Source organism: Porphyromonas uenonis 60-3 (assembly GCF_000174775.1).
GTDB classification, from domain to species: domain Bacteria; phylum Bacteroidota; class Bacteroidia; order Bacteroidales; family Porphyromonadaceae; genus Porphyromonas; species Porphyromonas uenonis_A.
Window position 1 is genome coordinate 61,829 of record NZ_ACLR01000214.1, and the last position, 22,154, is coordinate 83,982.

General features: G+C 52.9%; 17 protein-coding genes. 16 read left to right on the forward strand and 1 reads right to left on the reverse strand.

Annotated features, from left to right (window positions below):
- Window positions 1-60 precede the first annotated feature (60 nt).
- Entirely contained in the window at window positions 61-822 is a 762-nt protein-coding gene (locus PORUE0001_RS08425; RefSeq protein ID WP_007366005.1) for a hypothetical protein, read from the reverse strand.
- 1,078 nt (window positions 823-1,900) lie between these two features.
- Between PORUE0001_RS08425 and PORUE0001_RS08430 the strand changes: the two genes are divergently transcribed.
- The 16 genes from PORUE0001_RS08430 to PORUE0001_RS08505 all read left to right on the forward strand — a co-directional run bounded on the left by PORUE0001_RS08430 (window position 1,901) and on the right by PORUE0001_RS08505 (window position 21,983).
- Window positions 1,901-4,141: an outer membrane beta-barrel protein gene (locus PORUE0001_RS08430; protein WP_007366001.1), complete on the forward strand. Its 2,241-nt coding sequence runs from the start codon at window positions 1,901-1,903 to the stop codon at window positions 4,139-4,141.
- Window positions 4,142-4,161: 20 nt separating this feature from the next.
- Window positions 4,162-5,178, forward strand: a complete 1,017-nt coding sequence (locus tag PORUE0001_RS08435) for an OmpA family protein (protein WP_007366019.1) — start codon at window positions 4,162-4,164, stop codon at window positions 5,176-5,178.
- 204 nt (window positions 5,179-5,382) lie between these two features.
- Window positions 5,383-6,309: an Ig-like domain-containing protein gene (locus PORUE0001_RS08440; protein WP_007366041.1), complete on the forward strand. Its 927-nt coding sequence runs from the start codon at window positions 5,383-5,385 to the stop codon at window positions 6,307-6,309.
- Between the two features lie 157 nt (window positions 6,310-6,466).
- A complete protein-coding gene (gene clpB / locus PORUE0001_RS08445; RefSeq protein ID WP_007366014.1) occupies window positions 6,467-9,061 on the forward strand; it encodes an ATP-dependent chaperone ClpB in 2,595 nt (864 codons plus the stop codon).
- A gap of 171 nt (window positions 9,062-9,232) precedes the next feature.
- Window positions 9,233-9,907 carry a 16S rRNA (guanine(527)-N(7))-methyltransferase RsmG gene (gene rsmG / locus PORUE0001_RS08450; RefSeq protein WP_007366026.1) on the forward strand — a complete coding sequence of 225 codons (675 nt, stop codon included), beginning with the start codon at window positions 9,233-9,235 and terminating at the stop codon, window positions 9,905-9,907.
- A gap of 13 nt (window positions 9,908-9,920) precedes the next feature.
- Window positions 9,921-10,574: an MBL fold metallo-hydrolase gene (locus PORUE0001_RS08455; protein ID WP_007366035.1), complete on the forward strand. Its 654-nt coding sequence runs from the start codon at window positions 9,921-9,923 to the stop codon at window positions 10,572-10,574.
- A 5-nt stretch (window positions 10,575-10,579) separates the two neighbouring features.
- Window positions 10,580-13,465, forward strand: coding sequence for an aminomethyl-transferring glycine dehydrogenase (gene gcvP, locus PORUE0001_RS08460; RefSeq protein ID WP_007366038.1), 2,886 nt, complete (start codon window positions 10,580-10,582; stop codon window positions 13,463-13,465).
- Between the two features lie 8 nt (window positions 13,466-13,473).
- Window positions 13,474-13,899, forward strand: coding sequence for a large-conductance mechanosensitive channel protein MscL (mscL, locus tag PORUE0001_RS08465; protein WP_007366057.1), 426 nt, complete (start codon window positions 13,474-13,476; stop codon window positions 13,897-13,899).
- 580 nt (window positions 13,900-14,479) lie between these two features.
- Window positions 14,480-15,913, forward strand: coding sequence for a DUF4270 domain-containing protein (locus PORUE0001_RS08470; RefSeq protein ID WP_007366028.1), 1,434 nt, complete (start codon window positions 14,480-14,482; stop codon window positions 15,911-15,913).
- Window positions 15,914-15,945: 32 nt separating this feature from the next.
- On the forward strand, window positions 15,946-17,220 hold the full coding sequence (locus PORUE0001_RS08475) for a nucleoside permease (protein ID WP_007366016.1): 1,275 nt from the start codon (window positions 15,946-15,948) through the stop codon (window positions 17,218-17,220).
- A 42-nt stretch (window positions 17,221-17,262) separates the two neighbouring features.
- On the forward strand, window positions 17,263-18,018 hold the full coding sequence (locus PORUE0001_RS08480) for an MlaE family ABC transporter permease (RefSeq protein WP_007365992.1): 756 nt from the start codon (window positions 17,263-17,265) through the stop codon (window positions 18,016-18,018).
- A gap of 2 nt (window positions 18,019-18,020) precedes the next feature.
- On the forward strand, window positions 18,021-18,764 hold the full coding sequence (locus tag PORUE0001_RS08485; protein ID WP_007366048.1) for an ABC transporter ATP-binding protein: 744 nt from the start codon (window positions 18,021-18,023) through the stop codon (window positions 18,762-18,764).
- A gap of 37 nt (window positions 18,765-18,801) precedes the next feature.
- Window positions 18,802-19,716, forward strand: a complete 915-nt coding sequence (locus PORUE0001_RS08490; protein WP_007365987.1) for an HlyD family secretion protein — start codon at window positions 18,802-18,804, stop codon at window positions 19,714-19,716.
- Between the two features lie 4 nt (window positions 19,717-19,720).
- On the forward strand, window positions 19,721-20,656 hold the full coding sequence (locus PORUE0001_RS08495) for an ABC transporter ATP-binding protein (protein WP_007365993.1): 936 nt from the start codon (window positions 19,721-19,723) through the stop codon (window positions 20,654-20,656).
- Between the two features lie 3 nt (window positions 20,657-20,659).
- Window positions 20,660-21,406, forward strand: coding sequence for an ABC transporter ATP-binding protein (locus PORUE0001_RS08500; RefSeq protein WP_007366010.1), 747 nt, complete (start codon window positions 20,660-20,662; stop codon window positions 21,404-21,406).
- A gap of 145 nt (window positions 21,407-21,551) precedes the next feature.
- Window positions 21,552-21,983, forward strand: a complete 432-nt coding sequence (locus PORUE0001_RS08505) for an Hsp20/alpha crystallin family protein (RefSeq protein ID WP_039865826.1) — start codon at window positions 21,552-21,554, stop codon at window positions 21,981-21,983.
- Window positions 21,984-22,154 lie beyond the last annotated feature (171 nt).

Genomic DNA, 22,154 nt, shown 5'->3' on the forward strand with positions numbered 1-22,154 from the left:
GGCTGACTCCTCTCAAAAGAGAAGTTAGCCCTCTTTAGAACGACTTTTCGATCCGTGCGTCTACTGCTGAATGTCTAGTTGTAGCGTGACTGGCAGGTCGAAGGTCTCTTTGAACGGTTTGATATCATCCCGAATCTCCATATATTGATCCCAGGAAGCATTCTTATTCTTGAGGATAGCTCCCTTATCGATGAACTTCATACGGATAGTAATTGTAGGCTTACCACCATCTATCACCTCCGTTGGTAGTCGGTCAATAATGAGCGTAGGCTTGCCCGTCTCAAACACTTTAAGGTTAGCCCACGCCTCCTTGTCGTTAGCTCGTATGAGATGCTCGGTGGTATAGGGACCTTTGTAGCCGTTCTCTATGAACTCCATAAGGGAGGGAAAGCCAAAGAGAATAATTGGGGTTAGGTCACTTCCGACAGGATAGTCTGCACCAAAGCTGGCATTATTACTCACGATGGATATATCTTGAAACTCCCAGTAGAGAGCCCGATCAGGGATATAATACTTGGTGTACTTCTTCTTAAAATATAGATCTTCACGCTGAACGACAGGGATGCGACGATAATAAGCCGTATCCCCGATCTCTTTACCAAAAAACCAGCCATTGTCCGTATTCACTCCTGTGAGGGTAAGATAGTCGACATTGCGAATTTGACCATCCACTACCCGACACTTGAAGGTGCGTGGTCTCAACGCCTCTGCCTCTGTCAGCGTGTCTAAACGACTCCTAGATTGGTATTCGTTTACAGACAAATAGCGTGGGGATAAAGTCTCAAAAACAAAGTTCTTGCAACTGACCTCGCTCTTGGGCATATAGCAACTAGCTAGCAAAAGTAGAAGCGAAGCCACTAGGCAAGACAGCTTTGCTAAGCCCTTACAGTAAAAAAAACCACACTGCTTCATTTTATCAGGTTTTTAGTTGTTAACACTTGCGCTGGCAAAGGTAATAAATAACCGACTCCCCGTACTCATTTCGGGCCTCCCCAATAGGGGTGACGCATTATATATAGTTATTGCTGCCCAGTGAAAGCTTTTTGAGGGGGCATCAGGTAGATCGTTCTGCAGAAATGAGCTAACTATCAGTACCACTTGGGTGAAACTAAAGTTTCCCAGGCATGAAACTAAAGTTTCCTAAGTATGAAACTAGAGTTTCCTAGGCATGAAACTAGAGTTTTCTAGGTATGAAACTAGAGTTTCCTACGAAGAAAACTGTAGTTTGGTCGAAGTCGAGTAGTCGGACAGCAATACTATATAATGAATTCATCCAAGTCTCGCTTGTCGCTAATGTGTGGCTCCTAACGGAGCAATTGCGTCAGACCTGACCTCCCCAATTCTTCAAAATAGATCCAACTTGCAGGAATGGAGAGATGTAACAACTTCTGTAGCATCTACGCATAGGAAATCTCAAATTTCGCCGTGGAGATCTTTGATTATCCAGCGAGAAAAGGAGAAATTCTTCGGAACTTTGATTTCTTTCTTCCGAAGTTTCATTTCATTCTTCCGAACTTTTATTTCCCGGTTCCGTGGAGAATTTTCGTTTGCTCCGTGGAGATTTCCGATTTCCTCGGGAGAGATTGCCATCAGCAGAGATCTAGGATTGGCTATAAAGTGAGTTTGTGCAAGGGTATGAGCACCCTCTGTAGCACTACTACTCCAAAGCTACTACTAGAGCAGGTTATAGAGCTATCAAACATCACTGAAAACGTCAAATTGTTTGGACAAAAGTTGTGCCGTGTCGCTGTTTTTTTATACCTTTGGCGATAGGATAGGTGATCTACTTCCCCGTTCAGACACTTTTGAGAGACATTTGCCTCGCTTTTTGGAGGGATTAGGGTTACCATATTCCTACACCAATCACTTAGCATTATCAATCAACTTAATAGTTCAACCTATGAATAAAAAGATCCTATTACTATGTACGGCTCTTGTAGCTCTTCTGAGCTTCAACGTAGCCAAGGCACAGGTCAAGGATGCTAGCGTCACCGTCGGTGGTGGCGTCGAGTATCAGTTCCTCGACAAAGCCCTCAACATCGATAACGCCATGTTTTGGGGCGTACGCGCAGGCTTCGGCTTTGGTCCTATCGTAGAGCTACGCGGTGTCTATGACCGCTCTTTCGGCATCAACTCTAAGCTCAATGGCGGACAGTGGAACATTGATCCCGTCTTCCAAAACAAAATGTCTGATCGCAGAATCGACATTGAGCGCTACGGAGCTGAGCTCAAGTTCAACCTCCTCGACGGCTACATCCTAGCTCCCTACGTACTCGTAGGAGGTGGTGTACAAAACATGAAGTATGAGCTCCCCATCGCTGATGACAAGATCGAGATGATGAAGGCTGATCACCTATACTTCTCTGGAGCTCTAGGCTTCAAGATCAACCTCACTCGTCGTGTTGCCCTCAACCTATCGGGTAACTATCTAGGCTTCCGCACGGACCTACTTAACCCATACGTCGACATCACCAAGGCTAAGGCAGACAAGAACGGTCTAGCTCTGATGAACAACTTCTCAGCTCGTGCTGGTCTCTCCATCTATCTCGGTGGCTACAACCCCACAGGTGGCAATGAGGTAAGCCGTGCTTACAGGAAGTTCTTCTCTAACGGCTTCCGTGGTATGGTCTTCACTGTTGAGCCTTCTATGCTCTACATGGACTTCAACAAGAACTCTTACTGGAATAGCCGTGACTCATGGTTCTACGGTGGTCAGCTCGGTCTTGACTTCAATAGCACCTTCGGTGTTCGCGCATTCTACTATCAGGCTGGTCAACCCGGTAAGAAGCCCAACTTCAAGTTTGACAAGGAGCGTGCTATGTATGGTGGTTACTTCACCGGTCGCCTCAACCTACCTCGTGGTGTGACGCCTTACGTCAACCTCGGTGCTGGTTACCTCGACGCCAAGCTCTCTGAGAAGGCTACTGAGCTAGACAAGGCTAACCTACACGACGTAGTCTTCGCTATGGCAGGTGTCGGTCTTGAGGTACCCCTCTTCCGCTATATCAGCGTGTTCGGTAGTGCCAACTTCATCGCACACCCTGCTCCTGGTGTCAAGACAACTTCTGTCACGAATAAGTCTGAGATCCTTGCTAAGAACGTGGCTTACCAGTTCGGTGTACGCTTTAACCTAGGCAAGCCAGCTCGTCACTATCAGTTTGACACAGAGGAGAGCACAGAGACACAAGATCGCGTCAACGAGATCCGTGAGTACTACTACTATGGTCAGGACAACGATGACGAGTACGTACGCATGACTCCAGAGGAGATCGAGGAGATGGCACAGCGTATCATCGACCGCAACAAGGCTACTAAGACCGAGCATAGTAAGTGCAAGTCTAAGGATCAGTGCAAGTCCAAGGGACAGTTCCACCGTCAGCCTAACGATGACGCACTCACACCTCTAGAGCGCGAGCTAGTACATGCCCTCATCGGCAACTCTCCTCAGTATGTCGCTCAGCAGCAGATGCTCCAGCAGCAAGCTGCTCAGTGCCCTAAAGCTGCAGCTCAGGCTACAGAGGCTCAAGACAACGAGCAGATAGCTAAGCAAAACGAGGAGATCCTCAACCGTCTTGACGCACTGGACAGAAAGATCGAGCAGAGCGAGCAGGTGCGTACACAGCAGCCCGCTACGACCACGACGATCGTAACGCCTCCTACACATCCTGCCTATACGACTCCTGCTACGACAACGCCTAGTGCTGACGCTACTCCAGCTGACAACGACTCTAACAGCCTCGTACGTCTTAACTCTGTAGGTCTACTCATCGGTACGAACCTTGTTAAGCCTCAGGATGCAAACCTCATCAGCACTTTTGCCGTAGGCGCTCGTGCTTACATGCCTATCAGCAACACCAACCTTGACTTCATCCCTGAGCTCTTCGTAGGCTTTGGCAAGAAGACCACCATCGGTGTATCTGGTAATGTAGCTTACAACTTCAACTTTAAGGAGCTAGGCGACTTCGTACCCTACCTAGGTGCTGGTATCGGTTGGTTTACAGACACCAAGCTCGGTGCTAACTTCCTCCTAGGTACAGCTTACAAGCTACCACAGCTCAACAGTGCCGTCTTCCTAGACTACGGCTTCCGTCACTCACTACGCAATCATAGCATATCTCTCGGATATCGCTTCTACTTCTAATCATTTATCACTACAACAGTATGACTAAGAAATCAATAATAGTCGGGCTGTGCGTGATCCTTCTGTCTGCTGCTGTCTCCACTTCTGTGGAGGCACAGCAAGACAAGCGTCAGGCACCTCGCCAGAAGCGCGACCGCACAGAGCGTGTCGACAAGGGCGAGCGTGACAGACGTGAGAAAGTGGTGGTTATGACCAAGCAGGAGCTAGCCACGCTCGTCAATGCTATCGTCACAGCTGCCGAAGAGAATGACGCTACCGAGGAAGTGAGAAAGCCAGCTTGTCCACATGCACAGCAACGTGACATAACCATCACGGATGACAAGGATAGAGACCTCCTCTACCTACTACTGCAGTATCACAACCTGAATGCGATGAAGGCTTCCGTCCCCACCTTCGCACAGCCCGCCATGCAGGCTGGACAGCCTATCAGCTGGGGAGGACAGCTCTACTATCCTGCTGGGAGCAGCAACCTAGTTGTCACTCAGGGTGCTCAAGGGGCTCCAGTCGCTAACGATGCTGACAAGATCAAAGCACTCGAAGATGAGCTGGCTCGCCTCAAGGAGGCTCAGCAAAATCCGCAGCGTAACGATGATCAGATAGCTCAGCAGCTGGCAGCACTACGTCAGCAGATTGATGAGCTAGAGAAGGCTCCCGCACAGGCTCCTGTGTACAACTACGACAACCGTCGGGTGATCCACCAGGATCGCTCACGTAACAACGTACAGCTCAGTCGTAGCGTCTTCTTTAAGGTCAATTCGGACGTTCTCAACGCAGAGGGTCTCGAGGCCGTACGTAACGTCGCTGACTTTGTCATCGGCGATCCACGCGCACTCGTCCTCGTATACGGCTATGCTAGTATCGATGGTCCTGTAGCCTTCAACAATAGACTCGCTGCCAAGCGTGCTGCTAGTGTCATCAAGGCACTCCAAGCAGCAGGCGTACCCGCAGCAGCTATCAAGCGCTACGATAACGGTGTTGATACGACTCCCAGCAAGCGAACTGACGCTCGTCGTGTAGACATGGACGTCATCTACTAGTAATACAACTCCGGTCTGCCTATAGCTAGTCCATAGCAATAGCAGTCTAACCATACCGAAGGAGACTTACACCAAAGAGTGTGTAGGTCTCCTTTTGTATTAAGTTCATTTCCGCCAAAGGGCACAGTGCGACAAGTGATTTGTTTTTTCTACCTTTGTACCACTCAGACAGAGAGATTCTCTAGATCCCCTAAGACCAACCATATGTTCATCAAAACACTACCATTAAGCGCTTTACTCCTAGCTCTGATGCTCTCGCTCATAGCTTGTCACAAGGAGCCAGGCGAAAAGCCGAAGCCATCCACGGAGCCTACTCAGACGACGCTATCCGTCACACCCGATAGGCTCTCATTACGGATAGGGAAGCATGCACAGCTGAGCGTCTCGGCGACACCCGCCGATGCGACACTGCGATACACCTACAAGTCGACAAATGAGACCGTCGCCACCGTCAGCAACCAAGGCTTAGTAACCGCCGTGGCTGAAGGGCACTGTACTATAACTATAGCTGCTGGCGAAGCGCGTGTCACCGTTCCTGTCCAAGTCTTGCCCGCCGTCCAGATTGATGCCAAGAGATATATAGGAGCTGATGACACCGACAGACGATTTGTCCCAATCTACATACCAATCCTTGCGGAGATAGAGCAACGCAAGGATGAGATACAGGAGGCAAACGAAGCTAAAGATTGGCTCTTGGAAGGTGATCGTAAGGTACCTAGGAGCCCTTCCTACGCACTCTCCTTTATCGCCCCGAGTCAAGGAGACAATTATACCGACATACGCTACATCAAGCGCATCGCTTACAGATACACACCTGGTCGTACGGATCGATCTTTCCTGCTACTCTTCACCGCCTATCTATCCAATGAAGACATTCTCATCAAAGCGTACCAAAAAGGCAAAGACAGCGAAGCTTACAATCTACTCAAGAGTATCGCTCAGGGGTACGGCTTTACCGAAGACTTTAGGATGACAAAGGATGACAAGAAAGGGCCACTCTTCAATGCTTACTGTAGAGGCCGATACCCCGAAGGTGACTTGTGGCTTTGCATCCAGTCTGTGCCTGCTTCCGATGGAGCTGGCTTCGGTCTGAGACTACAGATTGCCACCTCTACAGCACCGAAGAGGTAAGCGGCCAATCAAGATACCTTTATATATAATAGTAAGAGGAGGTAAGCGAAGTGTGCTTGCCTTCTCTTCTTTTGTGTGAGCTCAAGACACCAATGCGTGACATTTTGTCCAATGGCACATCACTTGCTTGAGATAGTCAGAATCAAACCTTAAAAACATGAACATAGATAAGTACACCATTAAATCCCAACGGGTGATCCAAACGATGATCGCCCAAGCGCGCCAGCAGGGGCATCAGGCTCTAGAGCCGATCTGTCTCCTGGATGCGTTGCTACGTGAGGGACGTGATGTCGTTGAGTATGTCGCTACCAAGGCGGGTGCCTACATGCACCAGATCGAGCAGGCCGTAGCGCAGCAACTAGAGCGTCTGCCTCACGTTTCTGGAGGAGAGCCTTACCTCTCCAACCAGACGAACCAAGTGCTCACCCAGTCGGAGCAGATAGCTAGCGATATGGGTGACCAATACATCGCTGTAGAGCATATTCTCCTAGCTCTTCTCAAGGTATCCAGTGAAGCTCGTCAGCTACTCCTAGATGCAGGCTTGAACTACGCCGACGCTGAGAGCGCAATCCGTGAGCTGCGCAAGGGGCGCAAGGTAGACTCCGCCACGAGCGATCAGCAGTACAACGCCCTTGGCAAGTATGCGATCAACCTTTGCGAGCGAGCTCGTGAGGGCAAGCTAGACCCTGTCATAGGTCGTGACGAAGAGATACGTCGTGTCCTACAGATCCTCTCTCGCCGTACGAAGAATAATCCTATCCTCGTCGGTGAGCCAGGTGTCGGTAAGACCGCTATCGCCGAGGGATTAGCGCATCGTGTCATACGTGGCGACGTGCCAGAGAACCTCAAGGACAAGCTCATCTACTCACTTGATATGGGTGCTCTCATCGCAGGTGCGAAGTATCAGGGAGAGTTTGAGGAGCGTCTCAAGTCAGTCGTCAACGAGGTGACCGCCTCCAACGGTGAGGTGATCCTCTTCATCGATGAGATCCACACGCTCGTTGGTGCGGGCGCTTCGCAAGGCGCTATGGATGCGGCAAACATCCTCAAGCCCGCCCTCGCTCGTGGTGAGCTACGGGCCATCGGTGCCACCACCCTTGATGAGTACCGCAAGTACTTTGAGAAGGACAAGGCGCTCGAGCGTCGCTTCCAGATGGTAATGGTCGACGAACCAGATGAGATGAGCAGTATCTCTATCCTAAGAGGTCTGAAGGAGCGCTACGAGAACCACCACAAGGTGCGTATCCAGGACGATGCTATCCTAGCAGCCGTACAGTTGAGCGAGCGATACATCACCGACCGCTTCCTTCCCGACAAGGCGATCGACCTTGTGGACGAGGCTGCCGCACGACTACGCATCCAGATTGACTCAATGCCCGAGGAGCTAGATGAGTTGGAGCGTCGTATCAAGCAGCTAGAGATAGAGCGTGAAGCGATCAAGCGCGAGCACGACGAGCCTAAGCTGGCTGCACTCTCTAAGCAGATAGCTGACCTCGAGGAAGAGCGCAATGCGCTGGCTGCTCAGTGGCACGGCGAGAAAGATCTAGTCAATGAAGCGCAGCAACTGAAAGTCGAGCGTGAGCAAGCCACTATTGAGGCGGACAAAGCGGAGCGACTAGGCGACTACGGTCGTGTTGCTGAGCTACGCTACGGACGGCTCAAAGAGATAGACGATCAGATAGCCCAGATCAATCAGAAGCTTGCCGAGCAGCGTGCCTCTGGTACCGCACTGATCACCGAAGAGGTGACAGCCGAAGACATCGCTGACATCGTAGCTCGCTGGACTGGCATACCTGTCAGTCGTATGCTCATGAGCGAGCGCGACAAGCTCCTCAACCTAGAGGACGAGCTACACAAGCGTGTCGTTGGTCAGGATGAGGCGATCACTGCCATTGCAGATGCGGTGCGTCGTAGTCGTGCTGGCTTACAGGATCCCAATAGGCCGATCGGTTCCTTTATCTTCCTCGGCACGACAGGTGTCGGTAAGACAGAAGTGGCTCGAGCCTTGGCTGAGTGCCTCTTTGACGATGAGCACATGATGACCCGTATCGATATGAGCGAGTATCAGGAGAAGTTTAGCGCCACTCGTCTGATCGGTGCACCTCCTGGCTATGTCGGCTACGATGAGGGTGGTCAGCTCACCGAGGCGATCAGGCGTAAGCCTTACTCGGTCGTGCTCTTTGATGAGATTGAGAAGGCACACCCTGACGTCTTCAACCTACTCCTCCAAGTACTGGACGATGGTAGGCTGACCGACAATAAGGGTCATGTGGTCAACTTCAAGAACACGATCATCATCATGACCAGCAACCTCGGCTCCGACCTGATCCGTCACAACTTCGAGCACATCGACGAGCAGAACCGTGAAGAGGTCATTGAGCGGACCGAAGAGGAGGTCAAGACGCTACTCAAGCAGACGATCCGTCCTGAGTTTGTCAACCGTATCGATGAAACCATCGTCTTCACACCGCTGACGAAGGCTCAGATCGCTCAGATCGTACGGCTACAGCTTGACAAGGTGGCTCGTACACTACAGGAAAATGGCGTGACGCTCCACTACAGCGACGCCGCCATCGATCTACTCTCCGAGCGGGGCTACGATCCCGAGTTTGGCGCACGTCCTGTCAAGCGTGTCATACAGCGTCTCGTCCTCAACGAGCTCTCGAAGGCACTCCTAGCAGGCACCGTAGAGCGCACGAAGCCTATCACGCTAGACGTAGGCACCGACGGACAGCTCACCTTCGTAGACTAACTAGACTAAAGGGACTAGACAGCTTCCTAAGACTTTACTGATACTTCCAGTCGGAGGTACAGCACAAAGAGATTAAGAGCACAACTCACGACACTGTGGGGTGTGCTCTTTTTTTGTACATTTGTGGAGGGATACGATGTACCCTCCTGCTATTAACCGTGCGCCCTAGAGATGCCCATCACACCAACTACTACCCCCACGGAGCAATTGGATAGGCTCCTGAGGCAGTTTCCTGCGCTCTCACCAACTGCCACACAGCAGTTGACCGCTCTCTATCCGCTATACCGAGAGTGGAACGCACGCATCAACGTCATCTCCCGACGAGACATTGACAATCTCTATCTGCACCACGTGATGCACTCGCTGGCGCTCGCCTGGCTCCTACCCGACGAGCCAACGAGTTTCACCATCGCCGACGTGGGCTGTGGCGGAGGCTTCCCCAGCATCCCGCTAGCTATCCTATTTCCTCAGTACCAGTTCCTGCTGATCGACAGCATCGCCAAGAAGCTCCACGTCGCTCAGTCCATCGCTGACGAGATAGGTCTGACCAATGTCTCTACGCATCACACGCGCGTCGAGAGTTGCGACCTGTGCTGCGACTACGTCGTGTCTCGTGCGGCGATGCCTCTAGAGCTCCTCCATAAGTACACACAGCATATGCTCCACGGCTCCACGGCTCCACGCACTGGCATCTACTGTCTCAAGGGTGGTGACCTCAGCGAGGAGATAGCGCAGGCGGGCGTGACCGCGCAACTCACAGCGATTTCTACACTGGCGGACTACCCTGACTACTATCAGGACAAATGGATCGTCTATGTCGCTAAGCAGGGCAAACGAACCAACTAACAGAAAAAGACCCATGAACTGCGAAGTATCTACATTCGTATGTAACATCATACAGGAAAACACTTACCTCCTCTCGACCAACGACGGCCACGCAGCCATCATCGACTGCGGATGCGCCACCGTGAGCGAGCAGAAGCGCCTCGCACAGCGCATTGAGCAGTGGGGACTAAGTGTAGATCTGCTCCTCTTCACGCACCTACACTTTGACCATCTCTGGGGCTTACCCTGGGCACTCCAAGCTTTCCCCGAGGCAAAGGCTTATGCGCACCCTGTCGAGCTAGCACAGGCTGTCTCTCCCGAAGCGCAGATGCGTGCTTGGGGCTTTGAGGTACCAGAGGAAGCCTTCGACCTGTCTCAGATACGCCCTCTACCGAGCGATCAACCGCTACGACTGGGCGAGATAGCTATCTACAACCTCTTCGTACCAGGACACACAGCAGGACACGTCGCCTACTACCTACCGAGCGAGCATATCGTCTTCACGGGCGACGTACTCTTCAGAGGCGACATCGGTCGTAGCGACCTACCAGGAGGCGACTACCAGACGCTTCTGCACAGCATCAAGACTCAACTGCGTCCCCTACCAGACGACACGATCGTTTACCCTGGGCATGGACCGCACACTACCATACACAACGAAAAAATCAATAACCCTTATATCAACTAAACTAGATGGATACAAGAAACTTTGCCTATCGTCACATAGGCATCTCCGAGGCTGACCTGCCCGAGATGCTCAGGGTCGTCGGCGTAGACAGCGTTGATGCGCTGATGCACAAGGTCTACCCCGAGGGGATCTTCCTCGAGAAGCCACTTGACCTACCTGAGCCTATGACCGAGCGTGAGCTCAGCGAGCATCTCTTCGAGCTAGGGTCTCGCAACCGTATCTTCACCTCATACATCGGTATGGGCTGGTACGATACCGTAACCCCACAGCCTATCATCCGCAATGTCCTAGAGAATCCCGTTTGGTACACCAGCTACACACCTTACCAGGCTGAGGTATCGCAGGGTCGTCTTGAGGCGCTCTTTAACTTCCAGACGGTCATCACCGACCTGACGGGACTACCTCTGACGAACTGCTCGCTACTTGACGAAGCTACCGCAGGTGCCGAGGCTGCCCTCATGCTCTACAACGAGCGTTCGAGAGAGCAAAAGAAGGCTGGTGCCAACCAGCTCTTCATAGACAAGCGTGTCTTCGCCTCTACGCAGGCGGTCATCCAGACACGTGTGCCCCAGCAGGGCATGGAGATCGTCGTAGGCGACTACGAGACCTTTGACTTTACGGACAAAGTCTTCGGAGCTATCATCCAGTACCCAGACGAAAAGGGAAGCATCCACTGCTACCACGACTTTATGGAACGTGCCAAAGCTACTGGTACACGTGTTGCCGTAGCGGCCGACCTGATGAGTCTCGTACTACTCACGCCTCCAGGCGAGTGGGGCGCAGACATCGTCTTCGGATCGGCTCAGCGCTTCGGTATCCCGATGTACTTCGGCGGACCTAGCGCGGGCTATCTTGCCTCGACGATGGACTTCAAGCGCACCATCCCTGGACGTATCATCGGCATTTCCAAAGATACCTACGGTCATTCCGCTTACCGCCTAGCTCTCCAGACGCGCGAGCAACACATCAAGCGTGAGCGTGCCACCAGCAACATCTGTACGGCACAAGCTCTGCTGGCTACGATGAGTAGCTTCTACGCTGTCTACCACGGTCCCGAGGGACTACGTGACATCGCTCACCGTATCCACGCTTATGCGGGCTATCTAGCCGAGCAACTCGTAGCGATGGGCTACAAGCAGCTCAACGATAACTTCTTCGATACCCTATACATCGAGCTTCCCGAAGGGCTTTCGGCTGAGAAGCTCCGTGAGATCGCCCTCGACTGTCAGGTTAACCTGCGCTACTACGAGGATGGTCGTCACATCGGTATCAGCATCGACGAGACCACGCTCGAGAGCGACCTCTCAGTCCTCCTCTACATCTTCTCGCAGCTTCAGGGCAAAGAGGGAGACATCGAGGGCGTTGAGGTAGACGACACGAAGGTTTACTTTGATAAGAAGTTCGCTCGTCAGAGTGACTTCCTACAGTATGAGACCTTCCAGAAGTATCACTCCGAGACCGAGCTGATGCGCTACATCAAGCGACTAGACCGCAAGGACATCTCGCTCGCTCAGTCAATGATTTCGCTAGGCTCCTGTACCATGAAGCTCAATGCGGCTTCGGAGGTGGCTCAGCTAAGCAATCCACAGTTTGCCTATATCCACCCCTACGCTCCCGACGACCAAGTCGAAGGCTACCTAGAGATGATACGCAACCTATCCGCTCTCCTCTGCGAGATCACTGGTATGAAGGGTGCTTCGCTCCAGCCCAACTCAGGTGCTGCGGGTGAGTACACTGGTCTGCGTGTCATCCGTAGCTATCTACAGGCTACGGGTCAGGGCGCTCGTGACCTCATCATCCTACCCGCTTCTGCACACGGTACCAACCCCGCGAGTGCTGTACAGGCAGGCTTTGACACGATCACCATTCGCACGGCCGACAATGGGGACATTGATATGGATCACTTTATGGAGCTCACCGAGCAGTACAAGGATCGTATCGCAGCCATCATGATCACTTATCCAAGTACGCACGGTATCTTCGAGAGCAACATCCGCACCATCATCGACCGCATCCACGAGATCGGCGGACAGGTCTACATGGACGGTGCCAACCTCAATGCACAGGTCGGCTGGACCAATCCAGGCTATATGGGAGCTGACGTCTGCCACCTGAACCTGCACAAGAGCTTCGCCATCCCCCACGGTGGTGGTGGACCTGGTGTCGGTCCGATCTGCGTAGCAGAGCACTTAGTACCCCATCTACCTAAGCATGTGGAGCGCTGGTCTGACGGTACGAACCAAGTCTCAGCAGCCCCCTACGGTAGTGCTGGTGTGATTGTGATTACCTACGCTTACATTCGCTTACTAGGCTACGAAGGTCTACGTCAAGCGACCGCTATGGCGATCCTCAATGCCAACTATCTGAAGGCACGCTTCCAAGACAACTACGGTGTCGTCTACACGGGCGACCGTGGCTTCGTCGGACACGAGATGATCCTCGACTGTCGTGGTGTCAAGGCTCAGGCAGGCGTCGACGAGGGCGACATCTCTAAGCGTCTGATGGACTTCGGCTATCACGCTCCGACGGTCTCTTTCCCCGTTCACGGTACGCTCATGATCGAGCCGACCGAGAGCGAGAGCAAGGCTGAGCTCGATCGCTTTGTCGCTGTGATGAATCAGATCTACCAAGAGGCACAGGATATCGCCTCAGGCAAGGCAGACGCTGAGGACAATGTGATCAAAAACGCTCCTCACCCCCAGTACGAGGTCTGTGCCGACGAGTGGCATCACGCTTACACCCGCAAGCAAGCCGCCTTCGCACTACCCTATCTCGAGGATAACAAGTTTTGGGTCAATGTCTCTCGCATAGACAACGGATTTGGTGACCGTAACCTAATCCCAGCTTTCTGCGCCTGCACCCCAGAGATCATTGATGAACTAACTAAATAAACGATATTATGGCAAGCTTCAAAAAAGAATTCAAAGAGTTTGTCCTCCGGGGCAACGTCATGGACATGGCTGTCGGTATCATCATCGGAGGAGCCTTTGGCAAGATTGTCTCCTCACTCGTTGATGACATCTTGATGCCTATCATTGGGCTCTTTACGGGAGGTATCAACTTCACCGAGCTAGCCTATGAGATCAAGCCCGCTGAGTTCAATGAGTTTGGCGAGGAGATCGTCTCAGCGACTACGCTCAACTATGGACTCTTCATACAGAACGTTGTTGACTTCCTCATCATCGCACTAGTCATCTTCATCATGATCCGTGCGATCAACAGTCTGAGGAGAAAGCACGAGGAGCCCGCAGCACCAGCTCCCGAGCCCTCTGACGAGGTCAAGCTACTGACGGAGATCCGCAACCTGCTCGACAAGAAGCAGTAAGTCGATCTACCTCTAGTCTACATAACTAAAGCACCGCCCGCAAAGGTCACTCCTACGCAGGCGGTGCTTTTTCTTGCGTCTTAGGCATCGACTGCAGAGTTGACAGATGATATAGGATGAGTTCACCTACGCTACTATCAAGGAAATCGAGCAATTCCTCGGTGGAGATCACCAAATCTCCACGGAGGAATCAAAAAATTCTTCGGAACTTCGAAATCTTTCTTCCGAAGTTTCATTTCATTCTTCCGAACTTTTATTTCCCGGTTCCGTGGAGAATTTTCGCTTCCTCGCTGGAGATTTTCGATTTCCTCGTAAGAAATTGCAATCAGCGGAGATGTAGGAGTTGCTATCAAGTGAGTCTATAGCGCTCTAGAGCTAGGAAACACCCCTATATTCCTTGGAGGTCATCGTATGTCGTCCCTAGAGGAGAGGATTATCATGCGTCAGCTAGGGCACATGTACGGTCAAATCGTTTTTTTCCTTACCTTTGGAGCTAGATTACTTGTTTGGTGCTTTTTTGGTGGTCTCTAGCTACTATACTGGGACTATAGACCGAGCTCCTGACACTTAGACTGAATCTATGAATCGCACTTTACTACATATCCTTCAGACGCCCCTCCTGATCTGCATCTTATGCACTCTAGGACTGACCTCTTGCAATGATGCTTACTCTACCCTCGGAGGGAGTCTACGCCCCGAGCGAGACCTCGTGACGGCGCGTGGCGACTCACTCATCTTTCGTGCCGAGACGATACCTCTAGACTCTATATATAGTCGTAGTGCTATCTCACTGCTGGGGCAGATATCTGACCCAGTCTTTGGAGACTTTGAGGCTTCCTATATCAACCGCTTGCAGTGTGCTCCAGGCTTCACGTTCTCTCGTAAGCCGGTCAACGATCGCATTGACTCGGTCAACATCATACTCTCTTACTACAGTGGTGTCGGTGATACGACCACTTGGGGCAAAGCTCAGGTCTATGAGATTACCAAGCCACTACCCAAGAGTCGCTACTCGGTAGATGACTTGACACCTTATACGCAGGGGGCTAAGCTACTCGGCGAACTGACTTACCGCCCCTCCGACACGACAAGAGTCAAAGGGCTTACGATACGTGTGCCGAATGAGCTGGGAGAGCGCTTTCTCAAAGCCTCTCGTGAGCATCCCGAGTGGTTTGCCTCGCAAGAAGCCTTTGAGTCCAATCTACTCCGTGGCCTCTACGTCACCACAACAACGGGCACGGGACATGTCATCTCTGTCTACTCGACGGCTCTCCGCATCTTCTACACCTATGAGACTAAGCAAAAGTCGTCCAAAGGTGTGGACTCGACAGTCTACAAGCCTACGTGGGAGATCTTTACAAACAACAAGAGCCTCTACGCTCTAAACAGCCTCAAGCACAGCTACCTGGAGAAGCTCCTCAAAAAGCCCTCTCCTGACGGCAAGACTTACATTAAATCTCCTGCAGGTGTCGTGACCAAGCTCTCCTGTAGCAAGGAGGAGCTCAGCCGACTGCTCCACGAGTACGAGAAGATGAGCAAGGATAAAAAGGACTTTGGCTGGGTAATCAACGAGGGCAAGCTACAGATAGCCGTAGATGTCCCCAATGTAGATACCCACTTCAACCCACCCCCTCAGCTACTCCTCATACCGAAGGATAGTGTGGCGCACTTCTTTGCGAGGAGTATCAACGATCCCTTGGTCGCCTCGACGGCCTTTGTCTCTGGACGATACAGCGTCTTGGAGCGCAACTATACGTTTAGCAATATAAGTCACCTCATTGAGGCGCATATGCGGGGCAATATGGTGACCGATGCGGATGGCACCCATCGCGTCACAAAAGACTTAGAGCTACTCCTGATCCCCGTAGCCACGGAACTAGCATCGACGCCCAGTTCAGCTGGACAGACAGTTGCTATAACCAACCTGCTCTACCCTTCAGCCGTACAGCTCAAGTGGGGTGCTAAGGAATTCAAGCTGGGCGTCATCGGGACTGGGTTTTACAATCGGCGATAAGCCTCAGAAGAGACACATTAGCGACTAAAGGTATGACTAAAGAAAAGGAACAGATCAAGCTCAAACTGATCGTGATGAACTTCCTCCAGTTCTTCATCTGGGGGGCATGGCTCATCTCTATGGGACGCTACATGGGCAATGTAATGCAGTACGACGGACAGGAGGTCGGCGGGCTCTTTGCTACGGCAGGCTTTGCAGCGATCATCACGCCCGCACTGACTGGTATCATCGCTGACCGATGGATCGGCGCTGAGCGTCTGCTCTCGATCTGCCACTTACTGACGGGTGCCTGCCTGATCGCTGTCGGCTTCCTACCCGTAGGGACACCCTTTGCGACCACCTGGCTAGTCATCTTTGGGGTCAACCTCTTCTTCATGCCGACCCTATCGCTCTCCAATACGGTCGCTTATCATGCACTCGGCACGGTACAGGCTGACATCGTCAAGGACTTTCCACCGATACGTGTCTGGGGTACCATCGGCTTCATCGTAGCGATGTGGCTGGTCAACCTATTTAAGTGGATGGACAGCCCGATGCAGTTCAATCTAGGCGCCTTTGCCGCCATCGCCCTAGCGATCTATGCCTGGACACTACCAGCAGTACCGCACGGAGTCAAGAAGGCTCAAGAGGGACGTCGCTCGCTCCTATCCATCCTAGGGCTGGACGCTCTGGTGCTCTTTAAGAATAGGCAGATGGCGGTTTTCTTTACCTTCTGCATACTCCTCGGCGCAGCGCTACAGGTGACCAATGCTTACGGCAATATGTACCTCGACCACTTCAAGGGGGTCGCTGAGTATGCCGATAGCTTTGCGGTCAAGTATCCTAACATCTTACTGTCGCTCTCCCAGATCTCGGAGACGCTCTTTATTCTAGCGATCCCATTCTTCTTAAAGCGCTTTGGTATCAAGGGTGTGATGACGATGAGCTTCGCTGCGAGGTTCCTACGCTTCGGACTCTTTGGCATAGGCGACCCTGGGATGCCAGGCATCATCGCACTCGTTCTATCCATGGTAGTCTACGGGATGGCGTTTGACTTCTTCAACATCTCTGGCTCCATGTTTGTCGATCAGTCCGTCTCGCCCTCAATGCGAGCCAGTGCTCAGGGGCTCTTCCTCTTGATGACCAACGGGCTCGGTGTCGTCATCGGTTCGCTAGGTGCGGGCTGGGTTGTAGAGCACTTTACCATAGCTAAGGTGACCGACTGGACGACTGTCTGGTACATCTTCGCTGGCTATGCGCTCGTGACGGGAGTCCTCTTCTTGCTACTCTTTCATCCCAAGCAGCTCTCGAAGGCTCAGTCCGCATAGGTGTGCGGGGAGGAGCTAAGCACCATCCGAGTCCGCTAAGCTATGGCTAAACCGATCAGCAATGCGCTCAGTGTCATGGGCGAGTACACACTCCTCATGGCGCAGGTCTTCAGACGGCCGAAGAAGTGGGGCATCTTCTTCAAGCAGCTGATCCGTGAGATCGCTAAGTATGGCCTTGACTCCATATGGATCGTGGTGATCATCAGCTTTTTCATTGGCACGGTCATCACGATCCAGCTGTCGATCAATATGAACTCGCCACTCATCCCGCACTTTACCATAGGGTATGCCAGTCGCGAGATCATGTTTCTCGAGTTCTCCTCCTCTATCATGTGTCTCATCCTCGCAGGTAAGGTCGGCTCCAGCATCGCCTCAGAGCTAGCCACCATGCGTGTGACGGAGCAGATCGACGCTATGGAGATTATGGGGGTCAACTCGGCCAACTTCCTCATCCTCCCCAAGATCCTCGGGCTCATGCTATTCATCCCCGTACTGAGCGTCATCAGCATGTCTACAGGGCTAGTGGGCGGATACTTGGCGACTTACTTCATTCCCACGATCACGCCGTCAGACTTTGAGATGGGACTGCAGACTTTCTTTGTCACTCGCAACATCTTTTACTCCATCATCAAGTCGCTCGTCTACGCCTTCATCATCTCATCGGGCGCTAGCTACTTCGGCTATACGGTCAAGGGAGGAGCCCTCGGCGTAGGACGCGCCAGCACCAATGCGGTAGTCTCAAGCTGCGTACTCATCCTCCTCGCCGATGTCGTACTCACCAGTCTATTGTTTATGTAGGTATGACAGAGAGCAAAGGAACTAAGATCATAGAGGTCAGGGAGCTCTGCAAAGAGTTTGACGGAAAGGAGGTGCTAAACCAGATCAACGCCACCTTTAAGCCAGGAAGCATCAGTTGCATCATCGGACGCAGTGGCGCTGGCAAGACCGTCATGCTCAAGTGCCTCATAGGTCTCATACAGCCCACCTCGGGCGAGATCCTCTTCGACGGGCACAGCATGACGCTCTTGTCTAAGGAGCAACTCAAACAACTAAGGCAAGTGACCGGTGTGCTCTTTCAGGGGTCGGCACTCTTCGATAGTATGACCGTTCTAGAGAATGTCCTCTTCCCGCTCCAGCTCTTCTCCAAGCTTTCGCCACGAGAGCGCAAAGCTCATGCGATGGCACTCCTCGATCGAGTCGGACTAGAGGGTGCTCAGCGCAAGTTTCCCTCCGAGATCAGTGGCGGTATGATGAAGCGCGTCGCCATAGCTCGAGCCGTAGCGCTCAACCCGCACTACCTCTTCTGCGATGAGCCAAACTCTGGACTAGACCCCACCACCTCGGCTTCGATAGACAAGCTCCTCAAAGAGCTCACCGAGGAGTACCAGATCACGACAGTCATCAACACGCATGACATGAACTCCATCAAGACTGTCGCTGATCACATCCTATATCTAGACAAAGGGCAGGTCGCGTGGCAAGGTTCGCGCGAGGAACTCAAAGGCGATATTCCCGCTTCTCTCAAAAACTTTCTTTACCTTTGATACGTCCCTTCCTTTTTTTCTCTCATTGACCAATAAGATGACACACGCTAAGCGATATATAGGTTACCTCTTCCTCCTCACCCTCCTCCTCTCGTGGGGTTGCAAAGACCACAGTAGCGACTACTCCGCCCAAGGCATCTTTGAGGCAGACGAGATCGTCGTCTCAGCGACCACCTCTGGCGAGTTGCTTCGTCTAGATGTCTCTGAGGGAGACCAGCTAGAGGAGGGACAGGTCGTAGGCTTGATCGATACCACCTTCCTGGCGCTACAGAAAGACCTCGTCGACACGCAGCAGGCGACAGTCAATGCAGCGGGACATACCAATGCAGCGACACAGGTAGCGCCTCTAGAGGCTCAACTCAAAGCGCTCCGCAAAGAGCGTGACCGCTACGCCCCACTCGTGGCTCGTGGCATCATGGCTCAGCGCACGCTAGACGAGATCGATGCCAAGATCTCCGCTGTCCAGGGGCAAATAGCTGCCGCACGAGCTACCATCGGACAGCAAAACCGCTCCGCCACAGGGAGCGGAAATGCGCTCTCTGTACAAGAGAGTCAAGTCGACCAGATGATCTCTCGAAGCTTCATCAAGGCGCCTATCTCGGGGACGGTGCTCACCGTTTACCTGCATCAGGGTGAGCTCGCAGGACAAGGCATGCCGCTCTTTCGTCTAGCCAATCTCCAGCAAATGTACCTACGGGCTTACGTCACAGCAGAGCAACTCCAAAAGGTGACCCTCGGTCAGCAAGTCTCCGTCTATAGCGACATGGGCGAGGAGGAGCCGCAAGCTTACACAGGAGAAGTGGTATGGATCTCCGACCGCGCTGAGTTTACCCCCAAGAACATCCAGACACCCGATGCCCGCGCCTCGCTCATCTACGCGATCAAGGTGCGCGTCCCCAACGACGGCAAGCTACGCATCGGACAGTATGGACGTGTAGCGCTAGACCACTAGACCTATGTCTGTAGAGGAGGCGACCCAACCAGCAGTATCTTGCCAGGGCGTATGCAAGAGCTTTGGCAAGACCGTTGCGCTCCAGGGCATCGACCTCAGCGTCCGTGAGGGCGAGCTGCTCGGACTCATCGGGCCCGATGGAGCCGGCAAGACAACCCTCATACGCATCATCGCCACGCTCCTCAACCCCGACGCTGGTGCAGTCACCGTCCTAGGTCACGACGTCAAGCGCGACTACCGCCCGCTGCGCCATCAGATCGGCTATATGCCAGGTCGCTTCTCCCTCTACCAAGATCTCACCGTGCGGGAGAATCTAGAGTTCTTCGCCACCGTCTACAAGACGACCGTCGAGGAGAATTACCACCTCATTGAGGACATCTACAAGATGCTCCTTCCCTTCGAAAAGCGCCCCGCTGGCAAGCTCTCAGGTGGTATGAAGCAAAAGCTAGCGCTCTCCTGCGCACTCATACACAAGCCTCGTCTACTCCTTCTCGACGAACCGACCACAGGCGTAGACCCCGTCTCACGACGTGAGTTCTGGCAGATGCTCTCCAAGCTACGCGAGCAGGGCGAGATCACGATGATCGTCAGCACACCCTACATGGACGAGGCAGTGCTATGCGACCAAGTTGCCCTGATGAAAGATGGGCAGATCCTCTCCATAGACACCCCCGACGGGCTCGTCTCGCAGATGGATCGTGCCCTCTGGTCCGCCACCGCAGAGGATATGGGCGACCTACTCCTCAAGTTGCGCAGCCTCCAGGGCGTGCTCAGCAGCTTTGCCTTTGGCGAGGCGCACCACTTCACCTTTGACGAGCAGGTGATCACCCCCGAGGAGATCCACATGCGACTCCTAGAGCAGGGCGTGCGGGGGCTAGACATTCGCAAGATCCCCCCCTCCATCGAGGACTACTTCCTCATCATCTCCCAAGAGTCCTAGCCCATGCCCTCCACCGAGTATAGTATATTGGCCAATAAACTCACCAAGCGCTTCGGAGACTTCACCGCTGTCGATGAGATTACCTTTGATGTCTTGCCTGGCGAAATCTTCGGCTTCCTCGGAGCCAATGGTGCTGGCAAAAGCACCGCCATACGTATGCTCACCGGACTCCTCAAGCCCTCCTCAGGCTATGCCGAGGTCGCAGGCTATGATGTGCGCAAAGAGACCGAGCTGATCAAGCGCAACATCGGCTATATGAGCCAAAAGTTCTCACTCTACGACTACCTATCTGTCGAGGAGAATATCTTCCTCTACGGGCGCATCTACGGTCTCTCGCGACGCATCATACAGAGTCGTATGGAGCGACTCCTTGAGGAGCTCAACTTCTACGATCAGCGCAAGCTTCGCGTGGGCAGCCTTCCCCTCGGGTGGAAGCAGAAGTTAGCCTTCTCCGTTGCCATCTTTCACCGCCCCAAGATAGTCTTCCTCGATGAGCCTACGGGAGGCGTAGACCCTGTGGCACGGCGACGCTTCTGGGAGCTTATCTACAACGCAGCCGCCGAGGGCATCACCGTCTTCGTCACCACACACTATATGGACGAGTCGGAGTACTGCGACCGCATCTCCATCATGGTAGACGGTCAAATCAAAGCTCTAGACACCCCACGAGCCTTAAAGCGACAATTTGACTGTGACTCGATGGACGAGGTCTTCTACCAGCTAGCCCGCGGTGCTAAGCGCTCTGAGTAGCTTTGCTAGTTTCTTCTTTGCGACAAATTGTCGCACTTCCAGCCGTTGGCTTACCCTTTGCTAGATAGTTAGTGCAGGTCACCCTGAGAGATCAGAGGCCCTGCACAGAGTGAGTATACAAACACCTATTAAAATCAATACAACTATGACACTATCAAGAAGAGACAACAACTGGAGGCCCGCACTATGGAGCGACCTATTTGACAGCAACTGGATGGTAAGACCCAATGCTACCGCACCCGCTATCAACGTACTAGAGACTCCCGAGGAATTTCGCGTAGAGATCGCAGCTCCAGGCATGAAGCGCGAAGACTTCAACATCGAGATCAACGAGGAGCACGACCTAGTCATCACGATGGAGCGCCACAACGAGGAGGAGCAGCACGACAACGAGCAGAGTCGCTACCTACGTCGCGAGTTCTCCTACAGCAAGTTCGAGCAGACCCTCATCCTGCCAGACAATGTCGACGAGGAGCGCATCCAGGCTCGCATGGCCGACGGTGTCCTCACCCTATCGATTCCCAAGATCAGCGAAGAGGATCAGCAGAAGGCTCGTCGCACCATCGCTATCGAGTAATAGCGCCACACCGCTAGACCAGAGCCTCCCGCTCTAGTCTCACCATAAAAGTCTAACACACGCCTAGTAGCCCCGCTTGGTCTCAGTACCGAGTGGGGCTACTTGCGTTTGGGTCGTCCCGATGCCCCAGCCAAGCGACTCACCGCTCACCTCTAGAAACTTTTGCAACAG

What these genes read in the sequence shown, in the direction of transcription:
- PORUE0001_RS08425 (WP_007366005.1), bottom strand. Translation starts at nt 822, where the DNA reads ATGCCCAAGAGCGAGGTCAGTTGCAAGAACTTTGTTTTTGAGACTTTA.
- PORUE0001_RS08480 (WP_007365992.1), top strand. Translation starts at nt 17,263, where the DNA reads ATGGCTAAACCGATCAGCAATGCGCTCAGTGTCATGGGCGAGTACACA.
- mscL (WP_007366057.1), top strand. Translation starts at nt 13,474, where the DNA reads ATGGCAAGCTTCAAAAAAGAATTCAAAGAGTTTGTCCTCCGGGGCAAC.
- PORUE0001_RS08500 (WP_007366010.1), top strand. Translation starts at nt 20,660, where the DNA reads ATGCCCTCCACCGAGTATAGTATATTGGCCAATAAACTCACCAAGCGC.
- clpB (WP_007366014.1), top strand. Translation starts at nt 6,467, where the DNA reads ATGAACATAGATAAGTACACCATTAAATCCCAACGGGTGATCCAAACG.
- PORUE0001_RS08475 (WP_007366016.1), top strand. Translation starts at nt 15,946, where the DNA reads ATGACTAAAGAAAAGGAACAGATCAAGCTCAAACTGATCGTGATGAAC.
- gcvP (WP_007366038.1), top strand. Translation starts at nt 10,580, where the DNA reads ATGGATACAAGAAACTTTGCCTATCGTCACATAGGCATCTCCGAGGCT.
- PORUE0001_RS08430 (WP_007366001.1), top strand. Translation starts at nt 1,901, where the DNA reads ATGAATAAAAAGATCCTATTACTATGTACGGCTCTTGTAGCTCTTCTG.
- PORUE0001_RS08485 (WP_007366048.1), top strand. Translation starts at nt 18,021, where the DNA reads ATGACAGAGAGCAAAGGAACTAAGATCATAGAGGTCAGGGAGCTCTGC.
- PORUE0001_RS08490 (WP_007365987.1), top strand. Translation starts at nt 18,802, where the DNA reads ATGACACACGCTAAGCGATATATAGGTTACCTCTTCCTCCTCACCCTC.
- PORUE0001_RS08470 (WP_007366028.1), top strand. Translation starts at nt 14,480, where the DNA reads ATGAATCGCACTTTACTACATATCCTTCAGACGCCCCTCCTGATCTGC.
- rsmG (WP_007366026.1), top strand. Translation starts at nt 9,233, where the DNA reads ATGCCCATCACACCAACTACTACCCCCACGGAGCAATTGGATAGGCTC.
- PORUE0001_RS08435 (WP_007366019.1), top strand. Translation starts at nt 4,162, where the DNA reads ATGACTAAGAAATCAATAATAGTCGGGCTGTGCGTGATCCTTCTGTCT.
- PORUE0001_RS08505 (WP_039865826.1), top strand. Translation starts at nt 21,552, where the DNA reads ATGACACTATCAAGAAGAGACAACAACTGGAGGCCCGCACTATGGAGC.
- PORUE0001_RS08495 (WP_007365993.1), top strand. Translation starts at nt 19,721, where the DNA reads ATGTCTGTAGAGGAGGCGACCCAACCAGCAGTATCTTGCCAGGGCGTA.
- PORUE0001_RS08440 (WP_007366041.1), top strand. Translation starts at nt 5,383, where the DNA reads ATGTTCATCAAAACACTACCATTAAGCGCTTTACTCCTAGCTCTGATG.
- PORUE0001_RS08455 (WP_007366035.1), top strand. Translation starts at nt 9,921, where the DNA reads ATGAACTGCGAAGTATCTACATTCGTATGTAACATCATACAGGAAAAC.